Origin of the sequence: Paenibacillus cellulosilyticus (assembly GCF_003182255.1) — a bacterium.
GTDB lineage: Bacteria > Bacillota > Bacilli > Paenibacillales > Paenibacillaceae > Paenibacillus_T > Paenibacillus_T cellulosilyticus.
In genome coordinates this window covers 25,307-47,422 of sequence record NZ_QGTQ01000036.1, presented here as the reverse complement: position 1 = coordinate 47,422, position 22,116 = coordinate 25,307, and the positions used below count along the sequence as shown (strand labels likewise).

Annotated in this window: 15 protein-coding genes; 1 reads left to right on the top strand and 14 read right to left on the bottom strand. The window is 49.8% G+C overall.

Annotated features, from left to right (window positions below; genetic code table 11):
* Positions 1-190: 190 nt before the first annotated feature.
* The 3 genes from DFQ01_RS27410 to DFQ01_RS27400 all read right to left on the bottom strand — a co-directional run bounded on the left by DFQ01_RS27410 (position 191) and on the right by DFQ01_RS27400 (position 5,149).
* The gene (locus DFQ01_RS27410; protein ID WP_110047121.1) at positions 191-1,105 is read right to left on the bottom strand and encodes a polyprenyl synthetase family protein; all 915 of its coding nucleotides are present in this window, start codon (positions 1,103-1,105) and stop codon (positions 191-193) included.
* A gap of 210 nt (positions 1,106-1,315) precedes the next feature.
* Positions 1,316-2,305, bottom strand: a complete 990-nt coding sequence (locus DFQ01_RS27405) for a lantibiotic dehydratase C-terminal domain-containing protein (protein ID WP_110047120.1) — start codon at positions 2,303-2,305, stop codon at positions 1,316-1,318.
* A gap of 285 nt (positions 2,306-2,590) precedes the next feature.
* Positions 2,591-5,149: an alpha-L-arabinofuranosidase C-terminal domain-containing protein gene (locus DFQ01_RS27400; protein WP_174812536.1), complete on the bottom strand. Its 2,559-nt coding sequence runs from the start codon at positions 5,147-5,149 to the stop codon at positions 2,591-2,593.
* A gap of 285 nt (positions 5,150-5,434) precedes the next feature.
* On the opposite strand from DFQ01_RS27400, the gene DFQ01_RS27395 reads away from it, so the two are divergent.
* Positions 5,435-6,343, top strand: coding sequence for an ArsR/SmtB family transcription factor (locus DFQ01_RS27395; RefSeq protein ID WP_110047118.1), 909 nt, complete (start codon positions 5,435-5,437; stop codon positions 6,341-6,343).
* A 66-nt stretch (positions 6,344-6,409) separates the two neighbouring features.
* On the opposite strand, the gene DFQ01_RS27390 is transcribed toward DFQ01_RS27395, so the two are convergent.
* From DFQ01_RS27390 to DFQ01_RS27340, 11 genes are all read right to left on the bottom strand, one after another.
* Positions 6,410-7,435 carry a peptidoglycan-binding domain-containing protein gene (locus DFQ01_RS27390; RefSeq protein WP_146216934.1) on the bottom strand — a complete coding sequence of 342 codons (1,026 nt, stop codon included), beginning with the start codon at positions 7,433-7,435 and terminating at the stop codon, positions 6,410-6,412.
* Positions 7,436-7,596: 161 nt separating this feature from the next.
* Positions 7,597-8,982, bottom strand: coding sequence for a PDZ domain-containing protein (locus DFQ01_RS27385; protein WP_110047116.1), 1,386 nt, complete (start codon positions 8,980-8,982; stop codon positions 7,597-7,599).
* Between the two features lie 161 nt (positions 8,983-9,143).
* Entirely contained in the window at positions 9,144-10,124 is a 981-nt protein-coding gene (locus DFQ01_RS27380; protein ID WP_110047115.1) for a carbohydrate ABC transporter permease, read from the bottom strand.
* A gap of 6 nt (positions 10,125-10,130) precedes the next feature.
* On the bottom strand, positions 10,131-11,009 hold the full coding sequence (locus DFQ01_RS27375) for a carbohydrate ABC transporter permease (RefSeq protein WP_110047114.1): 879 nt from the start codon (positions 11,007-11,009) through the stop codon (positions 10,131-10,133).
* A 2-nt stretch (positions 11,010-11,011) separates the two neighbouring features.
* Positions 11,012-13,369, bottom strand: a complete 2,358-nt coding sequence (locus tag DFQ01_RS27370) for a DUF5696 domain-containing protein (RefSeq protein ID WP_110047113.1) — start codon at positions 13,367-13,369, stop codon at positions 11,012-11,014.
* A gap of 11 nt (positions 13,370-13,380) precedes the next feature.
* Positions 13,381-13,998 (bottom strand): Yip1 family protein, encoded by a 618-nt coding sequence (locus DFQ01_RS27365; protein ID WP_110047112.1) that lies wholly within the window; start codon positions 13,996-13,998, stop codon positions 13,381-13,383.
* Complete coding sequence (locus DFQ01_RS27360; RefSeq protein ID WP_110047111.1) at positions 13,995-15,470, bottom strand: hypothetical protein; 1,476 nt, start codon at positions 15,468-15,470, stop codon at positions 13,995-13,997. The genes DFQ01_RS27365 and DFQ01_RS27360 overlap by 4 nt, the downstream gene beginning before the upstream one ends.
* A 12-nt stretch (positions 15,471-15,482) precedes the next feature.
* Positions 15,483-16,346 carry a carbohydrate ABC transporter permease gene (locus DFQ01_RS27355; protein ID WP_110047110.1) on the bottom strand — a complete coding sequence of 288 codons (864 nt, stop codon included), beginning with the start codon at positions 16,344-16,346 and terminating at the stop codon, positions 15,483-15,485.
* 7 nt (positions 16,347-16,353) lie between these two features.
* Entirely contained in the window at positions 16,354-17,313 is a 960-nt protein-coding gene (locus DFQ01_RS27350; protein ID WP_110047109.1) for a carbohydrate ABC transporter permease, read from the bottom strand.
* Positions 17,310-20,339, bottom strand: coding sequence for an extracellular solute-binding protein (locus DFQ01_RS27345; protein WP_174812535.1), 3,030 nt, complete (start codon positions 20,337-20,339; stop codon positions 17,310-17,312). Before DFQ01_RS27345 ends, DFQ01_RS27350 begins: the two co-directional genes overlap by 4 nt.
* A gap of 136 nt (positions 20,340-20,475) precedes the next feature.
* On the bottom strand, positions 20,476-21,930 hold the full coding sequence (locus tag DFQ01_RS27340; protein WP_110047107.1) for an ABC transporter substrate-binding protein: 1,455 nt from the start codon (positions 21,928-21,930) through the stop codon (positions 20,476-20,478).
* Between the last annotated feature and the right edge of the window lie 186 nt (positions 21,931-22,116).

Sequence of the window (22,116 nt, the reverse complement as noted above, 5' to 3'; positions counted from 1 at the left end):
CCTTTATATCAATATCTTCTTGATTTATCTTCTTATGTAGAATTATATCATGGATAGGACAAGCTTGCATCGTAATCCATACTGCGAGAAACCGCATCCGCATTGCGTGTTGTCCGCCATCTCGTTGCGTTGTGGCTTACGGCTTTTATGGCGTTCCCTAACACAATCCGCAGTTGCGGTCTACAGCTTGTTACAGGAAGGTACGCAATTGCTCCCTCCATTCATCCGACACCGGCAGCTCGGCAATCGCATTCATTGCCTCGTACTGCTTCAATCTGCCTATAATGAGCGCGTATTCGATGCACCCACAGCCCTGAATATAGTCCATAATGCTGCTTTTATTAATAAGCAGTTCATCCCTTGTTATATTACCATCGTAGTAGCTGCGTATGACTGCCGCTTCTTCTGTCTGCTGCTCCAGCACGAATTGAATAGGAAGCGTCTGCTTGCGCGCAATGAGATCATTGCGGGTACTCCAGCGTTGAACCCCTTCCACGTCGTTATTAATTTGTGCAGAAACGCCTATTGCTTTACCATAGCTCCTTATTATCTCATGATAGTCGTCCGTCACAAGCGCCGTTCCGACAAGACAAGCGGCAGCGACTAGCGCACCTGATTTGTTCTCAATCATCGCTAGGCATTCATCCTCAGTCATCGCATCATTCAATAGATCCGCATGCTGACCATTAACAGCACCTAGAATCCCTTTGTTTAATGCATTCACTGCGGCCATTTTGCGATTGGTTGCGATCGACAACTCCATCAGAATATCGACCGACAACGCCTGTAGTCCGATAGCCGCATTCAGCGCTAGAGAGGGAGGAACTGCTGACCATGGTACCAGCTCATTGTCCTGGTCCTGCAGGTCATCATAAATATCAAGCGACAGAATCATAAGCTCTACCGCGGCCGCCGCTGCAGCCGATAGCTGGTCATCACCGCCGAACATGGAACAATGAAGAGATGCAAATTTCCCGAACACGCCGCCCTCAGTCTGCTTGTATTCAATGAACTGGTCTACGAGCGATCGAAGCTCCTCATCATGAAATACTTTCGCCGTACATACGCGCATTAGCTCTGCTGCCGATTGTAACACCGTCGACATTGGTAGGGACTAACCTCCTCTATTATCAAATGTCATGGGGACACGCACATCGATGATAGATACTTATTTCGCGATAAACCCGAAAAACCCTCTCTTAGTCACATTCGCATATACTGCAACAGAACTACAAACTACAAAAAGCCCCCTACAGCCTATAGGCCGTAGGGGGCTTCGTCTAATGTTTGCCCCATCATGAATGTGAATCGTTCATTAGGAGGTCTTATCCACCATCATATTCGATAGTTCGCACAACCGCTGTGCGACTCTTGCCAAGTAGTATTCATAGGAAGGCGTCATACCCAGTCGGTTATTCATCATATGTATATGAGACCAAGCGATAGACCGCATCGCTTCTAGTCGATCTTCATGTCGAGCAACCGTCTGGCCCGAATAAGGGACAAGCAGCATACCGGCATTCGCAAGCTCTTCGAGGTTAGCGTGCGCATCCGCTACCATAAGCGACCATGCTGCTAGTACATCGTCCTGCGGAAGCTCTTTGCCGGTTAGTGACTGCGACGTGATACGAGCAGATAATGTGCGGGCTTCATCTGCTGCTTGCATATCATATTGAAGCTTCGCTTCCTTCGCATTCAGGAAGACACTCCAATAATCAGCATATGCAGCGAAGAAGGAAGGAAGCTCCTCTTTCAACACCCCAAAGCGTGATGCGGTGATGATCATGATGCTAACAGCAGACACCATTCGAAGCGAGCGTTTTCCAAGCGTCTGACTAATTAGGACTGCCGAGGTTTCGCTGGAGCGCTGGAACAACCTTTCGCTGATTGGCATAGCAGCAACACCGCCGTAACGAGCGAATTCAGGCTCGTAGGCGAACTCCACCGTGCGCGAGTTGTCGAAGTCCAATTCAACAGTCGCCTCACGCAGCATGAATGGGTTTGCGTCAAGAACGTCCAAGTCCTCGAGCTCATCATCGCGCTGACGATCAGGCAAGCTCAGCAGCAGCCGCTCCCCTGCGGCTCTCAGTCGTCTCATTGCAAGCTCTGTCGGACGGAACAGCCTCAAACGCAAATGGGCGCCGCCTCCAGAGTATCTCGAATAAAACCAGCTCCGCACTTCGCCCTTCTCGTGCAAACGCATGACGAGCAGCAATAACTTATCAAGTAATAAATGTTCCTGAAGCTTGGTGCCGCGGCAAAAAAGATGCAGCGCCCTCCAGCCGTCATATCGGCTGTTCGTCATCCTTCCATCCCTCTTCTCTCTCTGTCTGCATGAATAGCAGCCTATTATCTATTGCCCACAATGTTTGCTCTCACTTAACTGTTTCTATCATAATAGATTTCTCAACATTTCTAACCGAATATCAGGACCGCAATTACCACAATTATGTTGCGCTCAGCCTTACCATTTTACGACACCATCCATGCGTTCCCCCACGACAAAAAGCATCGAATTGTGCGCATAACGGACCAACGCCCCATCCCCTATTTGCAGGATGCGGCGTTGGTCCGTAGTATAAATTTAGAATTATTTCTTAGGATGCAGCCGGAAAACGGTAATAGAATAGGGCTCCAGTGCGTAATCAAACGATTCTCCTACATTCGATAAAACGGATGTCACTGGTGCAATAAGCGTTGGTTCCATAAGTGAATTCTCTGCATCAAGCGAATCTGCTTTCAGTGTAGTAACATCAGCAGTGTCCGCAATAGGACTTTGCGTGCCCGCAATATCAATGTGCATCGTCTGCTGCTTTTCTGATGTATTAACGAGCTTGATTATCGTATCGCCCGTTTCTTTGTCGATTCCTGATACGTGGAAAATAGGTCCTGCATCCGGTTCTTCCGTCACTTCATGAATGAGCTGGTCATCCAAGTAGCATCGAATCGTCCTGCCCGATACTTCAACTCGGATGTTGTACCATTGCCCATCATTAATCCGAAGCGGCCATTCTTCTCCAAGCTGTGATTTGGAGCCGCTTTCAGACTTCTCGATTGCGGACTTTGTATTGCCCCATCCGCCGAGATTCCACCAGTAATAGTTATCGCTGTCCTTCACCGCAAACATGATGAGCATGCCCTCTGCGCCGCCGGTCTTGCGCGCCCTCGTCGTCATCGTATAATTGGACCAATCCACATCACCTGCTGTTGCGCGTACGTCTGTCTGATCGGATGATTGCACATACGAGCCATCCTGAACCGCCCAGTCGCCGTTCATCGTCTGCCATGCACCAGAGTCCTGGTTGAACGAATCTTCTAGCAGTACATTCTTACCATCTGCGGATGTTACTTTAATATCATCATATTCGACCTGCGTTGCCCAAGTCCCAACACCGACGCCACCACTAATCGGTGCAGGTTCCGCCTTTGGTCCACCCGTAAGCGTACCAGGAATGAGCGTATCGCCCTTATTTTGTCCGAACAGCATCTGTACATAGTAGGAAGGCGTGCCATAGCTTGTTGCATGATCAAATACGATCGCATCCGGGTTCCATTTACGGTCGTTCACATTGACGAACAGCGGCGCGTACGAAGCCATTTTGACAATATCCGAGTTACGTTCCATACCCGTCATGAATGCAGCTTCGCCAAGCGCAGCCGCCATATTGCCTGTACCTGCATCAATCGTTACCGCATATTCGCCAACGTAGATGTCTGGGCCGCTGCGGTCATAGCTGTCATACTTGTCCGCATTGTTCATGAACCATTGGGGTGCGAAGTAGTAGTGCTCATCGACCATCTCAACCTTTTCACCCGCATTGTCTGCGTTCGAGATGACCGTAATTTCTGGGTACTTCTCCTTAATCGCTTTGTAGAACAGCGGATATCGCTGTACATACTCGCTCATTTGGAAATTGTTCTCGTTGCCGACTTCAATATATTTGAGGTTAAAAGGTTCCGGGTGCCCGTTCTTAGCACGTTCAGCGCCCCATTTGCTCGTCACAGGACCATTCGCATATTCAATAGCGTCCAGTGCATCTTGAATCCAAACGCCAAGCTCGTCAATAGGTGTCGTTGAATAATCCGTGTACGGGTTTCCATCGTGGGAGATGCCGACGTTGGTCACATAAAGCGGCTCGGCACCCATGTCTTCAGACCATTGCAGAAACTCATGGAAACCAAGACCGTCCGTCGTCCGATAGCCCCAAAGGTTGTTGTGGCCTGGACGTTCCTCAACGGGTCCGATCGTCTCCTTCCAATAATAGGCATCCTCCTGCGTCGCCCCTTCAATGAAGCAGCCGCCTGGAAAGCGAAGGAAGGAAGGCTTCATATCTGCTACCATCTGTGCAAGATCAGCTCTCATGCCGTTCTCACGGTTGTTCCATGTATCCGGGAACATAGAGACCACATCTAATGCGAAAGTACCCGTCGTGTTAGCCGAAATGACGAAATAAGCACCTGTATCATCCGTATCCGGCGTCAATGTTAGCGTATAGAGCTTCCAATCGTTCGACAGCGCCTCCGTTGTTTGCTCTGCGTATGTAACGGTATGTCCTGCATCTTCTAGGCTGACGCGCAGCTTGCCGTTGAAATCAGAGCTTGCTTTGGCGTAGAACGATACCTTGTAGGATTTTCCTTTCGTAACGGACAGCCCCCAGAAACCGCCATTCGTTGCGCCGACCCAGCCGTTATGGGCTGTGCTATCAACCTTCACCGCAAGTGCCTGCTTCTGCGCTTTATTAAGAAGATTATCCTTCGTTATCTCAATTGAACCTTCCCCGTCGCCACTCGTATAGAGCAACCAGCTCTCCGCAGACAAATCTGCGTTCTCGAACGAACGGTTCATCAACATTTCGGCATATAAGCCGCCATCACCGGCATGGTTAATATCTTCGAAGAATGCGCCATACAGCGTCGGACTGATCGCAATGCCTGGCTTGCTCTCGTCTAGTGTCAGCTTGTACGGCTCGCTGGCCGTCTCTACCGCTGCCGTTTGCTGCTCAGCAGCCTGATCCGGCTGTGAAGTCGATGCGGCCTCGTCCTTCGCGTTATTACCAGATCCACCGTAGTAAATTGCCAATCCTGCTCCGAGCGCTACCGTTGCAATTGCACCCGATACTTTAAGCCACTTGCCATTGTTCGCAACCATACTAAGCCTTCCCCCCGAAAGTTGTTCGTGTTCGCCTAACAATACTCGCGCTAAGCTGAGAGATGGTGCCATTACCCAACTCAGAGTCAACATAAATATTAAATGGTTTATAAATCAGTTGTCATTTAATATCGTAAAGGAATGGTTTAGAGTTGTCAAACAAAGGGCACACTGACTGCTGTAAAAAGATTCCTCGCCCTAACTGTTTCCTTGTCAAACACACTTTTTCAATGTATCATTTTAGTAAAGTCATTAACATTAATGTAAATGAGGTTTTATCCCAAGATGGAGATCATCATATCCGAAGATAATCTGCCCGTATTCGAAGCCTTATCGAGTCCCGTCCGCATCAAAATCATCGAACTGCTCACCCAACAGCCTATGATCATGAAGGATCTTGCCTCTGCGGTTAGCCTCAGCAACTCGATCATTACGATGCACGTGAAAAAGCTCGAGAAAGCCGGCATTATTCATATCGAGATGATTCCCGGCAAAGGCGGCGGCCAGAAGCTGTGCTCGCTTAGCACAGACCGAATCGACATCGCATTCCCTATTAAGGGCAGCTCCCGGATCAATCAGCATACGTCTTCGGTCATGGTTGGCCATTACACCGATTTCGATGTTAAACCAACCTGCGGCCTTGCAACGAAGCAAGGACTTGTTGGCGGCAGCTTTGATGAACCGCGCTACTTCTTGAATGCGGAACGCGTAGACGCTAAGATTCTATGGTTCTCACAAGGTTTTGTAGAGTATAAGGTACCTAACTATCTCATGGACAACGAAATCCCTGAGGAACTCGATATTTCGATGGAACTCGCATCGGAGGCACCACTGACCAACGACAATTGGCCATCGGACATTTCGTTCTACTTGAATGATATTAAGATCGGCATGTGGACGAGCCCTGGCGATTTCGGCGGTACACGCGGACGCTACACACCAGAATGGTGGGGTCTGCACATTAATCAATATGGACTGCTTGTTCGGATCAAAATTACGCACGCCGGCACGTTCATCGACGGACTCAAAGTATCCGATGTAACGATAGACGATGTATCGATTCGCAGCCTGCAGTGGAAGTTCAGACTTGCGGTTGAAGAGGATGCTGCCAACGTTGGCGGTCTTACGATTTATGGCTCCGGCTTCGGCAACTATTATCAAGACATTGCCTTCAAGCTTTACTATCGGACATAACAACAAAAAACGTGGCTCCCATTGTGGAGGCCACGTTTTTTGTTGTGTGCTTCTATCGTTGAAACGTCAGTACGAGCTGCCGCCCTCAGGCTTCTGCTGACCGCCTTGATATCCACCAGACTTCGGCTGAATTGGAGCCGGTTGTGGTGCGGGCTGAGGCGCTGGTTGTGGCGCAGGAGCTGGCTGTGGTGCTGGGGCTGGGGCTGGTTGTGGAGACGGTTGTGACTTCTCTTCCAATTGCTGCCCTTGTTCACCTTGCTCCTCTGTACCTTGGCCGCCACCAAAGCCTTTGCCGCCTTCTTCTCTTTGAGTGCCTCCGCCGCCAAAGCCTTTGCCGCCTTCTTCTCTTTGAGTGCCTCCGCCGCCAAAGCCTTTGCCGCCTTCTTCTCCTTGACCGCCTCCGCCGCCAAAGCCTTTACCGCCTGCTCCTCCTTGGCCGCCTCCGCCGCCAAAGCCATTACCGCCTGCTCCCCCTTGGCCGCTTCCGCCGCCAAAGCTATTACCGCCTGCTCCCCCTTGGCCGCTTCCGCCGCCAAAGCTATTACCGCCTGCTCCCCCTTGGCCGCCTCCGCCGCCAATGCCTTTACCGCCTGCTCCTCCTTGGCCGCTTCCGCCGCCAGTTCCTTTGCCGCCTGTCCCTCCTTGGCCGGCTCCGCCGCCAAGTCCTTTAGCACCGCCAATTCCTTTAGCTCCTACACCGCTACGACCTTTACCGCCGCCAATCTTTTTGGCGCCACCCGTTCCTTTTGTGCGGGACGTGTTTGCTTTTGCTTTGGACTTTGTTTGAGAATACGAGTAGCTGATCGACTGAAGCGTCTTTGCATCTACAGAGCCTGTTACAGGTAAGCCGTGCTGCTTCTGATAATATTTGACCCCGCGAACGGTTGCTTCATTGTACTTGCCATCGATTGGTCCTGAGTAGCTGCCCAGCGATTTCAGCATCCCCTGAATAACATACACATCTGGACCCTTGGCTCCCTTGCCTACTGCATGAATCGTACTTGGTACGCTGAAGATCAGTACAGCCGATAGAAAAATCGTTGCTGCATACTTGCCCAGTTTCATTGTTCTCCCTGATTTACGTTGATTCATCTAATCTGGCACCTTCCTTAATCTAGTTCATTTTATTGCCGTACTTACTATCTCCCACTCCTCTAAACGTAAGGCGCGGTAATATCATCCAATCGAGTGCTATTGTTAGATAAAATAAAAAAGCTTTCCCGGCGGCCATTAGGTCGCCGAGAAAGCTTCATTTAATCCTTCTTATTCGTCTTCAACCAATCCAGAATATCATCGATTGTTGATACTGGTACAATTCGCATGTCCGGCGCACCACGCTTTGCCTCATCGACTTCACTTTCAGGTACGAAGAATACTTCGGCGTCCGTTCGATGAACCGCATACGCCTTCTGCATCACACCACCCACTGGTCCAACAGTGCCATCCGGCTCAATCGTCCCCGTTCCGGCAACCCGCCATCCATGCGTTACACCATTAGGTGTCAACTGATCAATAATCGTCAGTGTCAGCATCGCACCATGCGATGGCCCTCCGATATGTGCGTATGGCCGCTCATAATCCACATTACGGGGCACGTCATACTGATAAGCCGTTTGCACCGAAATACCAAACACTGCCCGCTTCTTATTGCGATTATCTTCGTCTATCGCCTCACCTGTAGGAACCAATGCCGTTTGTGACTCACCATCTCGCACGTATGCGACTTGCACGCTCGTGCCTGCTTTTATATCCGTCATGACCTGTGAAAGTACAACAATGTCGTTTGTTTCTTTGCCGGCCACGCGAACGATGCGATCACCAGCCTTCAGAACGCCTTGCGCAGGCGCATCCTTCGAGATTGCAGTAATCGTGACGCCTTCAGCGATCGCTCCTTTGCCCAATCCAAGCTTGCTCAAGGCAACAGCAGCAGCTGCTGTCTCTGCCTCTGATTTCATCGCTACAACCTCGGCATAGGCTTCGCGTAGCGGCTGCTGATTCGGCGGGATCGGACTCAATTCATATGTAGATAACCAATGTGAAAGCATCCAATCGAGCGTTAATGCTCGGCGTTCGAAGACAAGCACACCTGTTAACTGACTATGTACGCTCCCGCCCTCTACCTTTGCATAGTGGTTCATATCCATCGTTAGACCCGGATAGGTTACATTGTATCGAATAGGCGTTTCTAGTAGAGCGAGCAGAAGGAGTTGAATTACAATAAAACTTACGCTTTGAACGGGCATACGCCGCATTCGGTTTCTTCGCCGATAAGCACGCTCCGTTGCCACCATGTCAATCAGAACTAGCAGCCAACCGATCACGAGCAATCCGATCCATTCCACAATACTTCGCGGCGCCGTCCAAGCGAAGTAACAGGTCATAGCTCCTGCAATAATGATAAGCAAACGAATGACTGTCCGGAAAATAGATCGCTGTGTCTGCAGCGCAAGGCCTGCTCCAACGATCCAGCATAATGCAATGATTGATGGCACGTAGAGAAGCGTATCGATCGTTTCAAGCCAAGTTCGGCCACCAGGCCACCTGAATGGATCAGGAATCCAGATTAACTCTGCAGCTATTATCGTCAAGAAGCATAGGATAATCCCTGCCAAATACAATACCTTCGATGCACGCTGCATAGCTATCCTCAGCCCTTCCCATGGTTGTTCATACTCACGTCATGTCCAGATTATAGCATTCCCATCTCCAATGAAAAAGCGCCCCCAAGCTTCGTAACGAAGCTCAAGAGCGCTTGGATGTTGTTATATTGTTGAACAACCTCTTATACTATCGCTGCGGATTATTCGCCCGCGATACCTGTACGTTCCACACTTTCAACGAAGTAACGCTGTGTGAAGAGATACAGAAGAAGTATTGGCAAAATCGTCAGCATGACACCAGCCATAATCTGATTTTGCAGCGTTGGCGCTTGGCCAATCGCACTCGCAGCACCTGTAGAAGCTCCCGCTTGCTGCGCACTCATGTCCGCGATACCGTTGAAGAACGCCATACTCTGCGATAGGTTGAAGTACTCTGGCACGAGCAGGTACAGGTTCGGCTCGAACAGGTCATTCCAGTGCCATACGACCGAGAACAGGAAAACAACAAGCATTGCTGGCTTCGCTAGGGGGAGCATGATTCTCCAGTACGTCCGGAATGCTCCAGCGCCGTCGATACGAGCAGCTTCCTCAAGTACATGCGGCAGCTGCCTGTAGAACTGGATAAAGATCAGAACGAACAGTGCGCCTTTCAAGCCGTGACCCATAATAGCTGGCACGATAAATGGCAGGTGCGTATTCATCCACCCTAAATCCAGGAAGAACGTAAACAACGGTACGACGATCGTTTGCGGCGGCACCAGGAACGTAAAGACGACCATGGCCAACCAGAACGCTTGGCCTGGGAACCGATAACGAGCGAATCCATATCCGATAAGCGAGCAGCTGATAATTTGCAGAATCGCACTGCCGAACGAGATGATGATACTGTTCAGGAAGGACGGCCAGTAGTTGAGATACTCCGCTGCGATTTTGTAGTTATTAAGGCTGAACATTTTCGGAATCCAGCGGATCGTCGCATCGGCAACATCTTCCGGCCTCATCAGCGATTTTGAAATAATGTACAGCAGAGGGTAAACAAAGACGAATGACAGACTAAGCAGCACGAAGTAGTAGAACGCCATGCCGACAATGCTCCGTCCGCGCTTAGCGGCAGTGTGCTTCCAAACTGCATTTGTCTTTACCGAGATGTCCGAAAGCTGGCGAATTTTTAATGTTGTCATCGCTCTTTACCCCCTTCCTTCCGAAGCAGCTAAGCTTCTGCGGAAAATAATAAATACAATAGCAAGTACGATTGCGATCAGGACGAAATAAATCCATCCAAGCGCCGCTCCATAACCGTAGTTGTTCTTTTGGAAGGCCTGCTGGTTAATATAGTCCATCACCTTGTTATCGGCCTTCGTGAACATGTTTACGATACTGTAGAGCGTGTTAACGAACAGCATTGGGATAATCATCGGGAACGTAACTTTCCAGAAGCTTTCCCACTTCGTTGCGCCGTCCATCTTCGCTGCTTCATACAATTGTGGTGAAATCGTCTGCAAGCCTGCGATAAAGATCAGAATCTGAACGCCAGAGTCCCACATGACAAGTGTCAGCGAGTCTGCGTACTTCAGCAGGGGCTCCAAAATATTCTCGGGGATAAAGCCGCCTAATTTGTTGAACAGATCATCTTGCGTGAAGATTGGAAGCTGTGCAGCACCTTGCTGCATCAGCTCCTTCAATACCGCACCGGAGGCGATAATAACCGGAAGGAAGAAGATTCCCCGGAAGATCGTCCGGCCTTTGATTTTACCGTTAAGCAGCAGGGCGCTGAACATTGCGAAAATAAGAATAAGCGGTACTTGCGTCAGCATCGTCGTCATCGTCGACTTCAGAAGCGGCAGGAAGTCGATATCAGTCGAAAACGCTGACCGATAGTTCAGCATGCCGACGTAAGTCGCTTGCAGACCGTTCTTACTGCTCTCCATGTTGTTAATGGAGAAGTAGAAGGAACGTCCCAGCGGTACAGCCATGAATAAGAAGAATCCGGCAATCCATAGTGAAATGAAGGAATAACCTTCTAGGATATGACGTCCTCTCATCGAGAGCCCTAGTTTTTTCTTCATGGTTATTGACCCCCGTTCCGCACCGTGTAACCAAGTGCAGGTACAGACACGCCGTCTACGATTGCATCCGCATCGCCGTAGTTCACGATGATTTGCGTGCCGCCCTCATAGGTTGTACGGGATACGTCCGACGACAGCTTCTCATGATTCGTAATCGCTTTGCCAGCGATGCTTTCATAATAAGAAGCGGATTCCTTGTATTCGGACGCTGCTTTATCGATCCATGATGTATATTGCGAGCTAAGCAGGCGAGTTTCCAACGTCCGCTGAAGTTTGCTTGTTTCCTCATAAGTGAGCTCGAGGCTAGGCAATGCACCATATTCCAGTGCACGAAGCTTCTCTACTTCAGCATCATCACGCAGGTTAATTGGCGACGCCGAGTAAGGTACGAGGCCATGTACTGCAATTTGATAGAATGGAACCGTCTCATCCATCATGATGAAGTGACTGGAGTCGAGCGGCACATTCTCGATCCGATTGACATGACCAAGCGTATAGGCGAAGCCGTAATCAACCCCCGTGCTGCCGACTTTGCCGCGAATAGCATCAAGCGCACTAACCCAAGCACTTGCCGTTTGCTCGCGCTGCGTCAGTGTCCGTGGATCAAGGTCGGAGTAAAGCATATCTCCCCAATACGACAGTTGAACGCCGTCAACGCCAAGATCTGCATAGTTATCAAGCTCTTTCATCACATGCTTGTCAACGACACGCTCTGGCTTCATCAGGTAGAACATTTCGTAATCTTTGTTCCAGCGCTCGGAGATGTAGTAGTTCGGATCTTCCTTCACTTGCTTATCCATGCCGCGAATCGCATCTTTGCTCTTGCTCATTCCATCACTCTCCGAATAAGCACGTGCATAGTTTGCTTGCAGATACAGCTTAACGCCCTTCTGCTTCGCATAGGCAGCAAGCTCCTTCAGATCTTTTGATCCGCCGAGGCTTTTCTCGACAGGGAAATGATCCGGTTGATCGCCGTACATCCCTTCATCCGACCAACCTTCAAACGTCAGCTCGAGATTCGTCATCCCTTTCGACGCATAAGCATCGATAATGGTTTTTGCCTGCTCGAACGTCGTCATCTTAATAAAGGTCGATCCAATAAGGTCGTCGCGAATGAGACCGCCGAATAACTTGATGCTGATTGGATAACCGTCCTGCTCAACTTGCTGAACATTTTGTTCAGTCGTCAAGTAGTTCCGGTAAGCTTTTGCAAGGCCAACATAGTTCGCATCTTGACCTTCCAATGTAACGAACCGCACCTTACGGTCGCCAGGAATTCGATCGCCTTGGAAGAATGGAATTTGACCGGATGTACCGATGAAAATAACGTCCTGCTTCCGGTAAATGAATTCTGTCGACGTGCGATACATCGGAATAGCACGAATACCCGACGGAGTCGCATTAATCTTCGCATCGTATTGGCCCTGCGTTACGATCCCGAGGGAACCAATGCCGTTACGGTAGTTGCCGAATACCGGCAGCGCGATTTTCTCTTTAAAAGGAAGCGCCCTCTCCCATTCGCTGTCGATATCGGTATGAGATGCTGCAACGTATGCGTCATCATCACCGTAAATCGTCTGGGAATAGCCAGCGAAGAACTGCGCATGTTCCTTCTTGTACGTAATGAGCGCGCCAGAGCCGTCTGGTACAAACAATGCGCCCTTCTCATCACCGGATGCGGCATTCCAGAACGGCAGCGGTTCAATGCTGAGCAGCTTCGCCTGTCCTTCTTCTTTAATCGCATCATCCGGAATCGTTACTTCAAGTCCATCATTCGTCAGACGGTACTCAAGTGCAAAGCTGATTTCCTCTTTCAGATGGAACGTTACTTTCGCGCCGTAATCCGTTTTCTCGATCTCGAATTTATTCTCTTTTTCTTTAAGCGTATACGTCGATGTTGTATCCGCGCCCAACGTATATTTCACGTGTGCTGGCGAATCCATGAACTTCTTGTTGTTCGGCATCGTCGTCTTTGGCACTTGCGGCGAACCTAACCACTGCTGCTGCGTCGACTTCTCAACGACACGGACGTTACCTGTCTTCTCGTCGATATACAGCTCGTACTTATCGTTCTCCGATACTTTCGTTGTAGCTGTAACGGCCGTCAGTGGCACTTCAGTCTGCACAGCCTCTGAATCAGTCGATCCCGTATCTGCTGCAGCATCGATCACGACGGGCTCCGAAGCGGAGTCTGTCTCTACTGCGTCTGCCACTGCTTCGCTATCTGCCGTGTCAACGACTGCCGTAGCTGCCGTCTCTTCACCTTGCGACTCGCCTTCTGCTAGCCCGAGGTAAGGATACAGACCGCCGACGATGATCAACATCGCCGCTGCGATCAGCCATTTACGTTGTTTGAACATCCTCGCTCCTCCTACCTTCGGAAATTCAATTCTTGCCATAGCTCTGTAAGGAAGTTAATCAGCTGGTTCATCAGACCGAACAGCAGGATGCCGATAAACCATATAATTGCGATACCGATAATGCTAAGTATCGTAATCCAGATCACTTTCCACGGCTCGAAGTCATGCAGCACTTTGACTTTAATGAGCAGCAGCCAAGCAGACCAATAAATTGCTACATTCACGAGGAACGAGTAAATCGAGTTCTCATCAAGCGCGAGCAAATTGGTCAGCAAGGTTACCGGTACAATCATAATGACATAGGGCACAAGCGCGAATGCGCTGCCGACAAATACTTCTTTGAACTTGCCCTCGCCATCGAGAATCGCACTGACGCCCCAATTCGCAATGCTCCAGGTTAACCAAGGCACAACCAGCCATACGAGCTCCTGCATATACGAGACCTCATACGCTTCTCTCGTTTGGAACGCATAGCCTGTCACAACGATCGAGATCATCTTCGCAAGAAAAGCGAGAACAATAACGATGATGGCGTCGATCCACCGAATCTTCTTAGGCTCTTGAATGTCATTGTAGAAGTTAAACGGATGAGTCAGCACTTGTTTCATCAGTTGAAAGGTTTGAATCATTGCGGGATTCCCCCTCCTTGCTGGACGCCGCGATTAGGACGTTTCGTGCGAATACGGCGTGCAACCAGTCTCCATACCCAAGGAATCAAGTAGCGCAGCAATATAACTGCACCAACAAGAATGAGACAAATCGAGAAGAAGTGATCACGCATATATTCCTTACGGTACTCCTTGAATGCGACGGAATAGTCGCCCCTGGAATTGGCGAGCTTGAAGTAGCTCATCGCTTCCTTGTAACGCTCTGCTTTATAAAGTGCTTTACCGATTGCAAGATAAGCGAGCTCATAGTTCGCATTCTCGCGAAGCACTTCGTTCCACAAGCTTTCTGCTTCATCATAGCGGCCATCTACATAGAGAGCGGATGCTTTCTGTACGAGACGTGCAAATGGCGTTGTACGGAACAGATCGATCCGATTGCGGCCCTTGTCAGCGACATAGAGCGTGCCGTCAGTGGACTGTGCAAGTGCCGATGGGGTAACGAACAGACCGTTCTGATCGCCTAAGCCACCGAATGCGAACAGCATGTTACCGAGTTTATCGTATTGGAATACTTTACTTGTCTGAAGATCCAACGCTGTGAAAATACCGTTCGAATCAACTGAAACGTCTACGAACGAGGATACCATGAACGGTCCGTTGCTCCAGCGGTCACCAAATTGGCGATTGCCCCCGATCGTGTCGACACCAACTGGCGAGAGTCGTTTGATCTGGCTCGTCTCTGTGCCAAGCGTCGTCGTGAAGATGAAACCTTCATTATCGAGCACAGCGTTAGAAAATTCGAGCGGCTTGATCGTTGCCATTTGCGACTTCTGTGCATCGGTTGCAAACATGTTGCGCAGCAGCCGTCCCCAGCTGAATCCGATATGGTTCGCACCGTAGAAGCCTTTGAAAGCACCTTTTTGGTCAATTTGAAGCAAGCCCTGCGTGTTGCCGTCAGAGACGACGAACATGTAGCCGCGCTTATCAACGAGCAGCTTTGATGGCGAATACGAGAACGTATCCCCGATCAACGGGCTTTCCGGCTTGCCGAATTGCTTCATATACTTGCCGTTCTTATCGAACAAAGCGATACGAGCATTCTTCGTATCCGCGACATAGATCGTGCCGTCCGGCGTAACATATACACCTTTGGGCTCAGACAATACGCCATCGCCCTCGGAATCGCCGATTGTACGAACATACTTCAGCGAGGAATCCAGCTGAACGACACGGCTGTTGCCTGTATCGACGATGTATACCGAGTTATCTTCGGCTACGAATACGTCCTCCGGCGCACTGAACGCACCGGAAGGCATCTCGAAGCCGTCGATGGATTGTTTGTATACATAGCCGTTAATGGAAGCAACATCTCTACCTTTGCTGCTCCATATATAACCTTGGTACGGCGTTGCAGCAGACGATTCGCCCGGGATGAAGGTGAAGAGGAGGGCAAATGCGACTACAGCGGCCGTTACACATTTCATAACTCTCATCTGTCGCCCCTCCTACTCTTTCAGACCCGAGTGCGCCATCGTTTGAAGCACCATCCGCTGCGTGACAACGAAGACAACAATCGTCGGAATAATCATTAACAAGCTGGCCGCGCCGAGCGTACCAACGCGGGCGATGACACCAACACCGCCGCTAAGCGTAAGCACTGCAAACGGCAGCGTTTTCATATCGTCGTCAGTCGTGTATACCTGCGCAGGATGCGGATCGTTCCATGCTGCGATAAAGCTCAGCAGCGCGAAAGTCGAAATCGCAGGCTTCAGCATCGGCATGACGACTGCCCAGAATACTCTCCATTCGGATGCGCCATCCATCCGCGCTGCTTCGAGCAGCGCGTCTGGCAGCTGACGCAGAAACTGCGTCATGAGGAACATCCCGGTAGGCGCCGCTACGAACGGGAGGATGAGTGCCCAATACGTATTGATCAGACCTAACTTACTAATGAGCAAATATTGCGGAATTTGCACAACGAGCGGCGAGAACATGAGTGCAAGAACGATCATGTTGAAAATAAAGCTGCCGAAACGCATTTTGTGCTTAGCCAGTGGATACGCCGCCATTGCGGAAATAATAACACCGAAGACGACAATACAGCCGCTGACGAAAATACTGTTAAAAATGTACCGGGAGAACGGTACGGACGTCGTTCCCGTAATGAGCAGCAAGTCCCGGAAGTTCATCAGGGTCGGATTTTTCACGAAAAACCGCGGCGGGAACAGGAACAGCTCGCTCGTCGGCTTGAATGCGTTGGAAATCATATAAATCAGAGGCAGTAGCATCAGCAAGCCGAGTGCCGTAAGAAACAGATACAGCACGATGCCGCCCCAATCGATTCTTCTGCCTTTCACAGTGCCAGTCATCGTGGTATCAGTCCTTTCCTAGCCATTTGAATATGAGACGATTAATACCGATCATCATGGCGAACAAGACGACTGCAATTGCGGCTGCATAGCCCATCTCGAACTTAATGAACGCATAATCGTACATATGTGTCATGATTGTATGGCCTGCGTACAGCGGAGACGGCAAGCCTACGAGCTGCAGACTGACGTCGAAGACGGTCAGCGAGCTAACAATCTGCAGGACAGCGCCGAACAGCAACTGAGGCTTAACAGCCGGAATCGTAATGTAGAAGAGCTGCTGCCACCGGAAACGAATGCCGTCGATCGATCCTGCTTCGTACAAATCCTTCGGTACGTTCTGAAGGCCTGCGAGGAAAGCCAAGAAGCCTACGCCCATCGACATCCAGAGCGACACGATGATAATAACGGGCACGATGGAATGAATATTTTGCAAGAACAGATACGGCTCATCAATAATGCCAAGCTTCATCGCGTAGTAGTTCAACAAGCCTTTGCGGTCACCAGCGAACAAGTACAGCCATACAACAGCCATGGCGGTAGCACTTGTAATCGATGGCGTATAGAAACAAAGCGTATAGAAGAACCGGTATTTGATTGGAATTTGGCTGATCAGCCATGCCAGAATGAAGGACATAGCATAGCCAACCGGGCCTGTAATGAAAGCAAATTTTAACGTAATGCCAACGGCCTTCAAGAAAATATCGTCGTCAACGAATAACAGCTTGTAGTTGGACAAACCGATAAACTTTGGCGGCTCCATCATGTTGTAATACGTAAAACTCATACCGATCGAGGTCAGTACTGGCAGAACCGTAAACACAAAGAATAAAATTAAGAAAGGCGCGAGAAACATCCATGAAACTCGGTCTCTCTTCAAATCACTCCATAGAACGGCTAATTTACCCGGCTTGCGAAGGCTAACCTGAGTCTGCTCGTTCAGAGCAGTCGATGATGGCGTTGTCATGGTTTGTCGCCTCCTTCCCCTTGATCCGTTGTTGTGGCGCTAGCCGCGCTCGTCGCCGAGCTGGACGAATCATCTGCTGATTCATCCAACCCGAACTCCTCGCGTTTCTTCCGCAGCTCTTTGTTAATCGAGCGAACGCCTTCTTCTACCGCTTCACGCGTGATCTTGCCGTTCAGAACAACTTCGTTCCAAATGTTCGCAATGTGACGCGTCGTGTAGTAGCCGCCGATGACGACTTCACGTTCTTTGAACCAGTTCCATTGCTCCATGATGGCATCGATGTCCGAAGTCGACCAAGGCATCTGCTTCAGTGCCTCGATGTTTGCTGTGTTCCAGCGCGCTTCTACGCCGAGGAGTGATTCAAGCTCGGAGCCAAATCTCTCTTGCGTTTCTGCGCTCGTCCACCATTTGAGGAAGTCCCACGACTCTTGTTTCATATCCGTGCTCTTGAAAATGATGCCTGTTTGAGCCAAACCACCTGTCGAGCGGTTGATTTGACCATCCGCTTGCTTAATACCTGGCATTGGCTTCATGCCCCACCAGCCGGTCAACTCAGGTGCAGCTGTCGACAACAGGACGTAAGTCGAGTAGTCAGCAACACCGATTGGCATCTCGCCGGAACGGAAGCGGTTATAGAAGTCTGCTTGCTTCTGAATCTTGTAGTTCGTGAACAATCCCGTCCACATCTTGAACGCATTAAGCGCTTCTGGGCTGTCCAGGTTCGATTTCTTACCATTATCCTTATAGAACTCGCCGTTCTGCTGGAACAGGAATGGTGCGAACTCATTGATTGCCAGCGCAGGGTTGTTCGGCGCATGCGGATAATAGAAGTCCATACCGTTCTGCTGCAGAATCGGGATCATGTTCATGACTTCATCCCAAGTGTCTGGAATGTCCTCTTCCGAGTATCCGAGCTGCTCCATGATATCTTTGCGATAGAATAGCATGTTGAAGTTCTGGTTCTCTGGAAGCGCGTAGCTGCCGCCGTTGTATTGATAAGGTATCAGTGCGCCTGAGCGGAAACGAGCTGCGACATCGTCATAATCCGAGAAGTCCTTCAAGTTAACAAGACCATTACGAACCGCGTAGTCGATCGGTACCTCAGCGTCAACGCCGAGTGCAACGTCAGGTGCAATGCCGGACGTATTCGCGAGCAGGAGTACCTGCGAGTTGTTCGCCGGGATAACGTTAACGTTAACCTTAATACCTGTATTCGGCGTGAAATCTTCGTCGATCATCTGTTTAATGATATCGACCCAGTCACGACCACGGGCAATCCATACTTCAAGCACTTGCTCGCCTTCGTACGAGTTACCTACATTGCTATAATCTTTCGTAAACGATGTAAAGAAGTCATATGCCATCGTACCTGTACGCTCGAGCCAGCCAGCTGCTGGACGCGGCCACTTCTGGTCAGGCGATTTGACGATGAGATAATCAAGCACCATGCTCTGCTTCGTCAATCCGCTTACCCAAGTACCCAGCGATGATTGCAAATCAGTGAATTGTGTCATACGAGCTGGGATCGACTTCGTATCATTGGCCATACTGAGCAGCACATCGCGCGCTTCGTACAGCGTGCTAACCTCGGAGCTGCCTTTGTCTACGCCAAGTGCGTACAAGCCTTGAATGACGTCGTCAAAATGCTTCGCCATCAATTGCAAACGTGGTACCAAGTTTACAATGTTGCGTTCCAGCGTCCAGTCACCGTTCACGTCTGGGTTCGTACCTGTTACTTGGATAACCTCACGACCGATAAGCGACATTTTACGAACCGTACTCGTTACCGATTCAAGCAGCGGTCCAAGCGCACCAACTTGTACTTCCATACGGATCGTGTGCTTGCCCTTCTCGAGATAGAACAAGTATGGATCACTGTCATCCTCAGCACCGAACTTGGAAATTTGCCATTCCGATTTGTAAGGGAACGTCATTTCGTTCATTTCTTTGAATGGGAACTTGCCGTCGATCGTAATCGAGCGCTGTACTGGAATGCCATTCAAAAACCATTGTCCGTAACGGGCACCGATCTCGTACAGGCCGCTCTCCGGCACTTCAACTTCCCATTGCGCCCATTGACCGCCCGTCCGCCAGCTTGCTCCGCCGAACGAGTTTAGTGCGATAGCGTCCTTATTGAAAGGCTCCGTGTCCGGCTCACGGTCTTCGATCCGTTTGAGCGTTGGGTCCGAACGAAGCGTTGCTTCCTCTGCCTGCACTTTAATCAATATGTTGCTGACTGGCTTGTAACCATTGTCAGCATATTGCTTCTGAACGTCTGCGTAAGTCGGAATATGCTCAGGAGCGGATATGTAAATGGCTCCGATGGCACCGGGCTCACGAATGTTGCCGATCCGAATCGTATGCTTGCCTTTCGTCAAATAATAACGAAACGGCTCATACGACTTGCCTTCCGAATCTTTAAATGCACGGTTCTGCCAACCGAAAACCTCTTCCCTTCGAGGGTTGAATTCGTTGCCTTGGTTATCCTTCCAGGTTTCCCCGGTTTCTTCCCACATGCGTTGAAACTCAAGTTTCTTCGACTGATAGAACGGATAACTACCGTCTACCTGCACACTTCTTACGATTGAAGAGCGTTTGCCTTCCATTGCATAATAATCCATCGACATCTGATAGAATCCGTCTGCTGGGATGTCAAACGTATATTCAACCCAACTATCCTCATCTTCAAGTGCCACGACACTGCCTTGGCGGTCACCAAGTTGATCAAGTTTCTTCGAACCTTTGTCGCTAATAGCTGAGAAATCAGCGCCGTTTAGCGTCAGCGAAAAGTCCTCTGCATCCTTAATGTCTTGCTTTACGAGACCATCGTAATATTCCTGATACGATGCCTCCAGCTTGCTGCCCCCGTCTTCCAGCACCGAACTTTCATCGATGCCGCTTAGATCAGGCAAGCCTGCCAGCGCTTGATCGTCATAGCCTCTTGTACCGTTCCACCAAATAAAGAATCCGATGAGCGCAATGATAACAACGATCGTTACCTTAAACTTTTTTAGCCAACGAAACACCAAGGAGCACCCCCTTGCCAAATGAACTCTTGCGATTACTTTACTGAACAGGCCTATTGTATGCGTGAGACAAAACGTGGTTAAAAACAACCGAATCATCCCAAGAAGCAGGATGATTCGGGTTTAAACCAATGAATTAGCCTTGCAGCTGTTTCAACAGCTTATCTTTCTCTGGCTTAAGTTTCTTCTCGATGTTTTCTTGTGCTTTTGCAATCGCCGTCTTGGAGTCAACGTTTTTGTCGATTGCGTTAAGCACTTCGCCAACCCACAGCGGCCATGCAAGAGCGTCAAGCGTCGTGTAACGGCGAACTGGAAGCGCATCTGCCAGGGACGAATAGAATGCGAAGTCGTTTTGACCACCAAGGTATTCGTTCACGTGGTTTTTGTACCAGTCGAGCGACGTGATGTTCTTCCAGTCCGGTTGAACCGATTGCTCGACTTCGATTTTCCATGCTGCTTCGGAAGTCGTAATCCATTCTGCGAACGCGAATGCTGCTTCTTTGTTTTGGCTTTGTGCTGGGATTACGAACGTCGAACCACCTGCACCGAAGTTCAGACCAAACGGAGCTTTCGTCGTTTTCCATTTGCCTTTGAGGTCTGGGAAGTTAGCCGCCAGGTCACGAGCGCCGAACGTGCCAGCTACGTACATAACGGATTCGCCCTTCTTAACGCGCTGCTTACCTTTGTCGCTGTAGATACCGTCATGCGGAGCGATTTTCAATTGCGTTACTTTCTTCGAGATGTCGAGGAACTTAACGAACTCGTCCGTATTACGAACCCAGTTCAGATCTTTGTCATAGTAGCCATATTGGTCGCCCAGCCAGTGAACGGGTGAATCGCGCCATTCCATTGCGTACTTGTTGTTTGCTTTGAGTGTTTGTGCGAGGTTGAAGTATTGGTCTGGATCTTGGATATACTCGCCCAGTTCGTCTGGATCGGATGGCAGACCGAGTTCTTCAAAGATGTCTGCACGGTAGTATGTAACCGAAGGTGTTACGTCCCATGGCATACCGAGCAATTGCGTACCGTCGATCGAGGACCAGCGGTTCCAGTTGTACTCGGACACGTACTCTTTATATTTACCTGCGTCAAATGGTTGATCGAGAAGGTTCGTCAGAACACCGCCCGTGCTGTAACGCGCGAATTGACCTTGTTCTACGAGCGCGACGTCAGGTGCACCTTTACCTGCAGCCAGTGTCGTTTGCAGTTTGTTGTGCAGATCGTCGAATGGAACGAATACCGTTTTGAGCTTGATGTTAGGGTAAGCTTCATTAAATGCTTTCGTCAGCGCTTCGTCGTTCTTCTTGTTATCGAGGAACGTCCAGAACGTTACTTCGCCGGAGATGTTAGGATCAATCGAAGATTTAGGGAACGTCATGTCAGAGGAAGCGACTTCCGTAGGCGCCGCATCCGCATCAGCTGCCGGATCTGCAGCCGCGTCATCCGTATTTGCAGCATCCGTTCCCGTAGAATCCGTTGCCGCAGCATCAGTCTTCGTCGATTCTTCCGTTTTACTACCACCGTTGGAGCATGCCGACAGCACGAGCGCCGCCGCTGACACAAGAACAAAAGATTTCATCCATTTACTCATGTAGAACCCTCCCTTTTTTTATCCAACCCAATGAGCAACGCCTAAAGAAACCGTTTACATTACCAATCAAAACAAGTATTCTTAAGTTATCCAGATCGTACGGTTAAGCAATGAATCTTAAACCTACTTTGTAAGTTTCGATATGACTCTTCCGCTGCCGTTCATACTCGCATTCCTTAGTCCGCA

What these genes read in the sequence shown, in the direction of transcription:
- DFQ01_RS27370 (WP_110047113.1), bottom strand. Translation starts at nt 13,369, where the DNA reads ATGTTCAAACAACGTAAATGGCTGATCGCAGCGGCGATGTTGATCATC.
- DFQ01_RS27385 (WP_110047116.1), bottom strand. Translation starts at nt 8,982, where the DNA reads ATGCAGCGTGCATCGAAGGTATTGTATTTGGCAGGGATTATCCTATGC.
- DFQ01_RS27400 (WP_174812536.1), bottom strand. Translation starts at nt 5,149, where the DNA reads ATGGTTGCGAACAATGGCAAGTGGCTTAAAGTATCGGGTGCAATTGCA.
- DFQ01_RS27380 (WP_110047115.1), bottom strand. Translation starts at nt 10,124, where the DNA reads ATGACAACATTAAAAATTCGCCAGCTTTCGGACATCTCGGTAAAGACA.
- DFQ01_RS27360 (WP_110047111.1), bottom strand. Translation starts at nt 15,470, where the DNA reads ATGAGAGTTATGAAATGTGTAACGGCCGCTGTAGTCGCATTTGCCCTC.
- DFQ01_RS27350 (WP_110047109.1), bottom strand. Translation starts at nt 17,313, where the DNA reads ATGACAACGCCATCATCGACTGCTCTGAACGAGCAGACTCAGGTTAGC.
- DFQ01_RS27340 (WP_110047107.1), bottom strand. Translation starts at nt 21,930, where the DNA reads ATGAGTAAATGGATGAAATCTTTTGTTCTTGTGTCAGCGGCGGCGCTC.
- DFQ01_RS27410 (WP_110047121.1), bottom strand. Translation starts at nt 1,105, where the DNA reads ATGTCGACGGTGTTACAATCGGCAGCAGAGCTAATGCGCGTATGTACG.
- DFQ01_RS27395 (WP_110047118.1), top strand. Translation starts at nt 5,435, where the DNA reads ATGGAGATCATCATATCCGAAGATAATCTGCCCGTATTCGAAGCCTTA.
- DFQ01_RS27365 (WP_110047112.1), bottom strand. Translation starts at nt 13,998, where the DNA reads ATGATTCAAACCTTTCAACTGATGAAACAAGTGCTGACTCATCCGTTT.
- DFQ01_RS27355 (WP_110047110.1), bottom strand. Translation starts at nt 16,346, where the DNA reads ATGACTGGCACTGTGAAAGGCAGAAGAATCGATTGGGGCGGCATCGTG.
- DFQ01_RS27375 (WP_110047114.1), bottom strand. Translation starts at nt 11,009, where the DNA reads ATGAAGAAAAAACTAGGGCTCTCGATGAGAGGACGTCATATCCTAGAA.
- DFQ01_RS27405 (WP_110047120.1), bottom strand. Translation starts at nt 2,305, where the DNA reads ATGACGAACAGCCGATATGACGGCTGGAGGGCGCTGCATCTTTTTTGC.
- DFQ01_RS27390 (WP_146216934.1), bottom strand. Translation starts at nt 7,435, where the DNA reads ATGAATCAACGTAAATCAGGGAGAACAATGAAACTGGGCAAGTATGCA.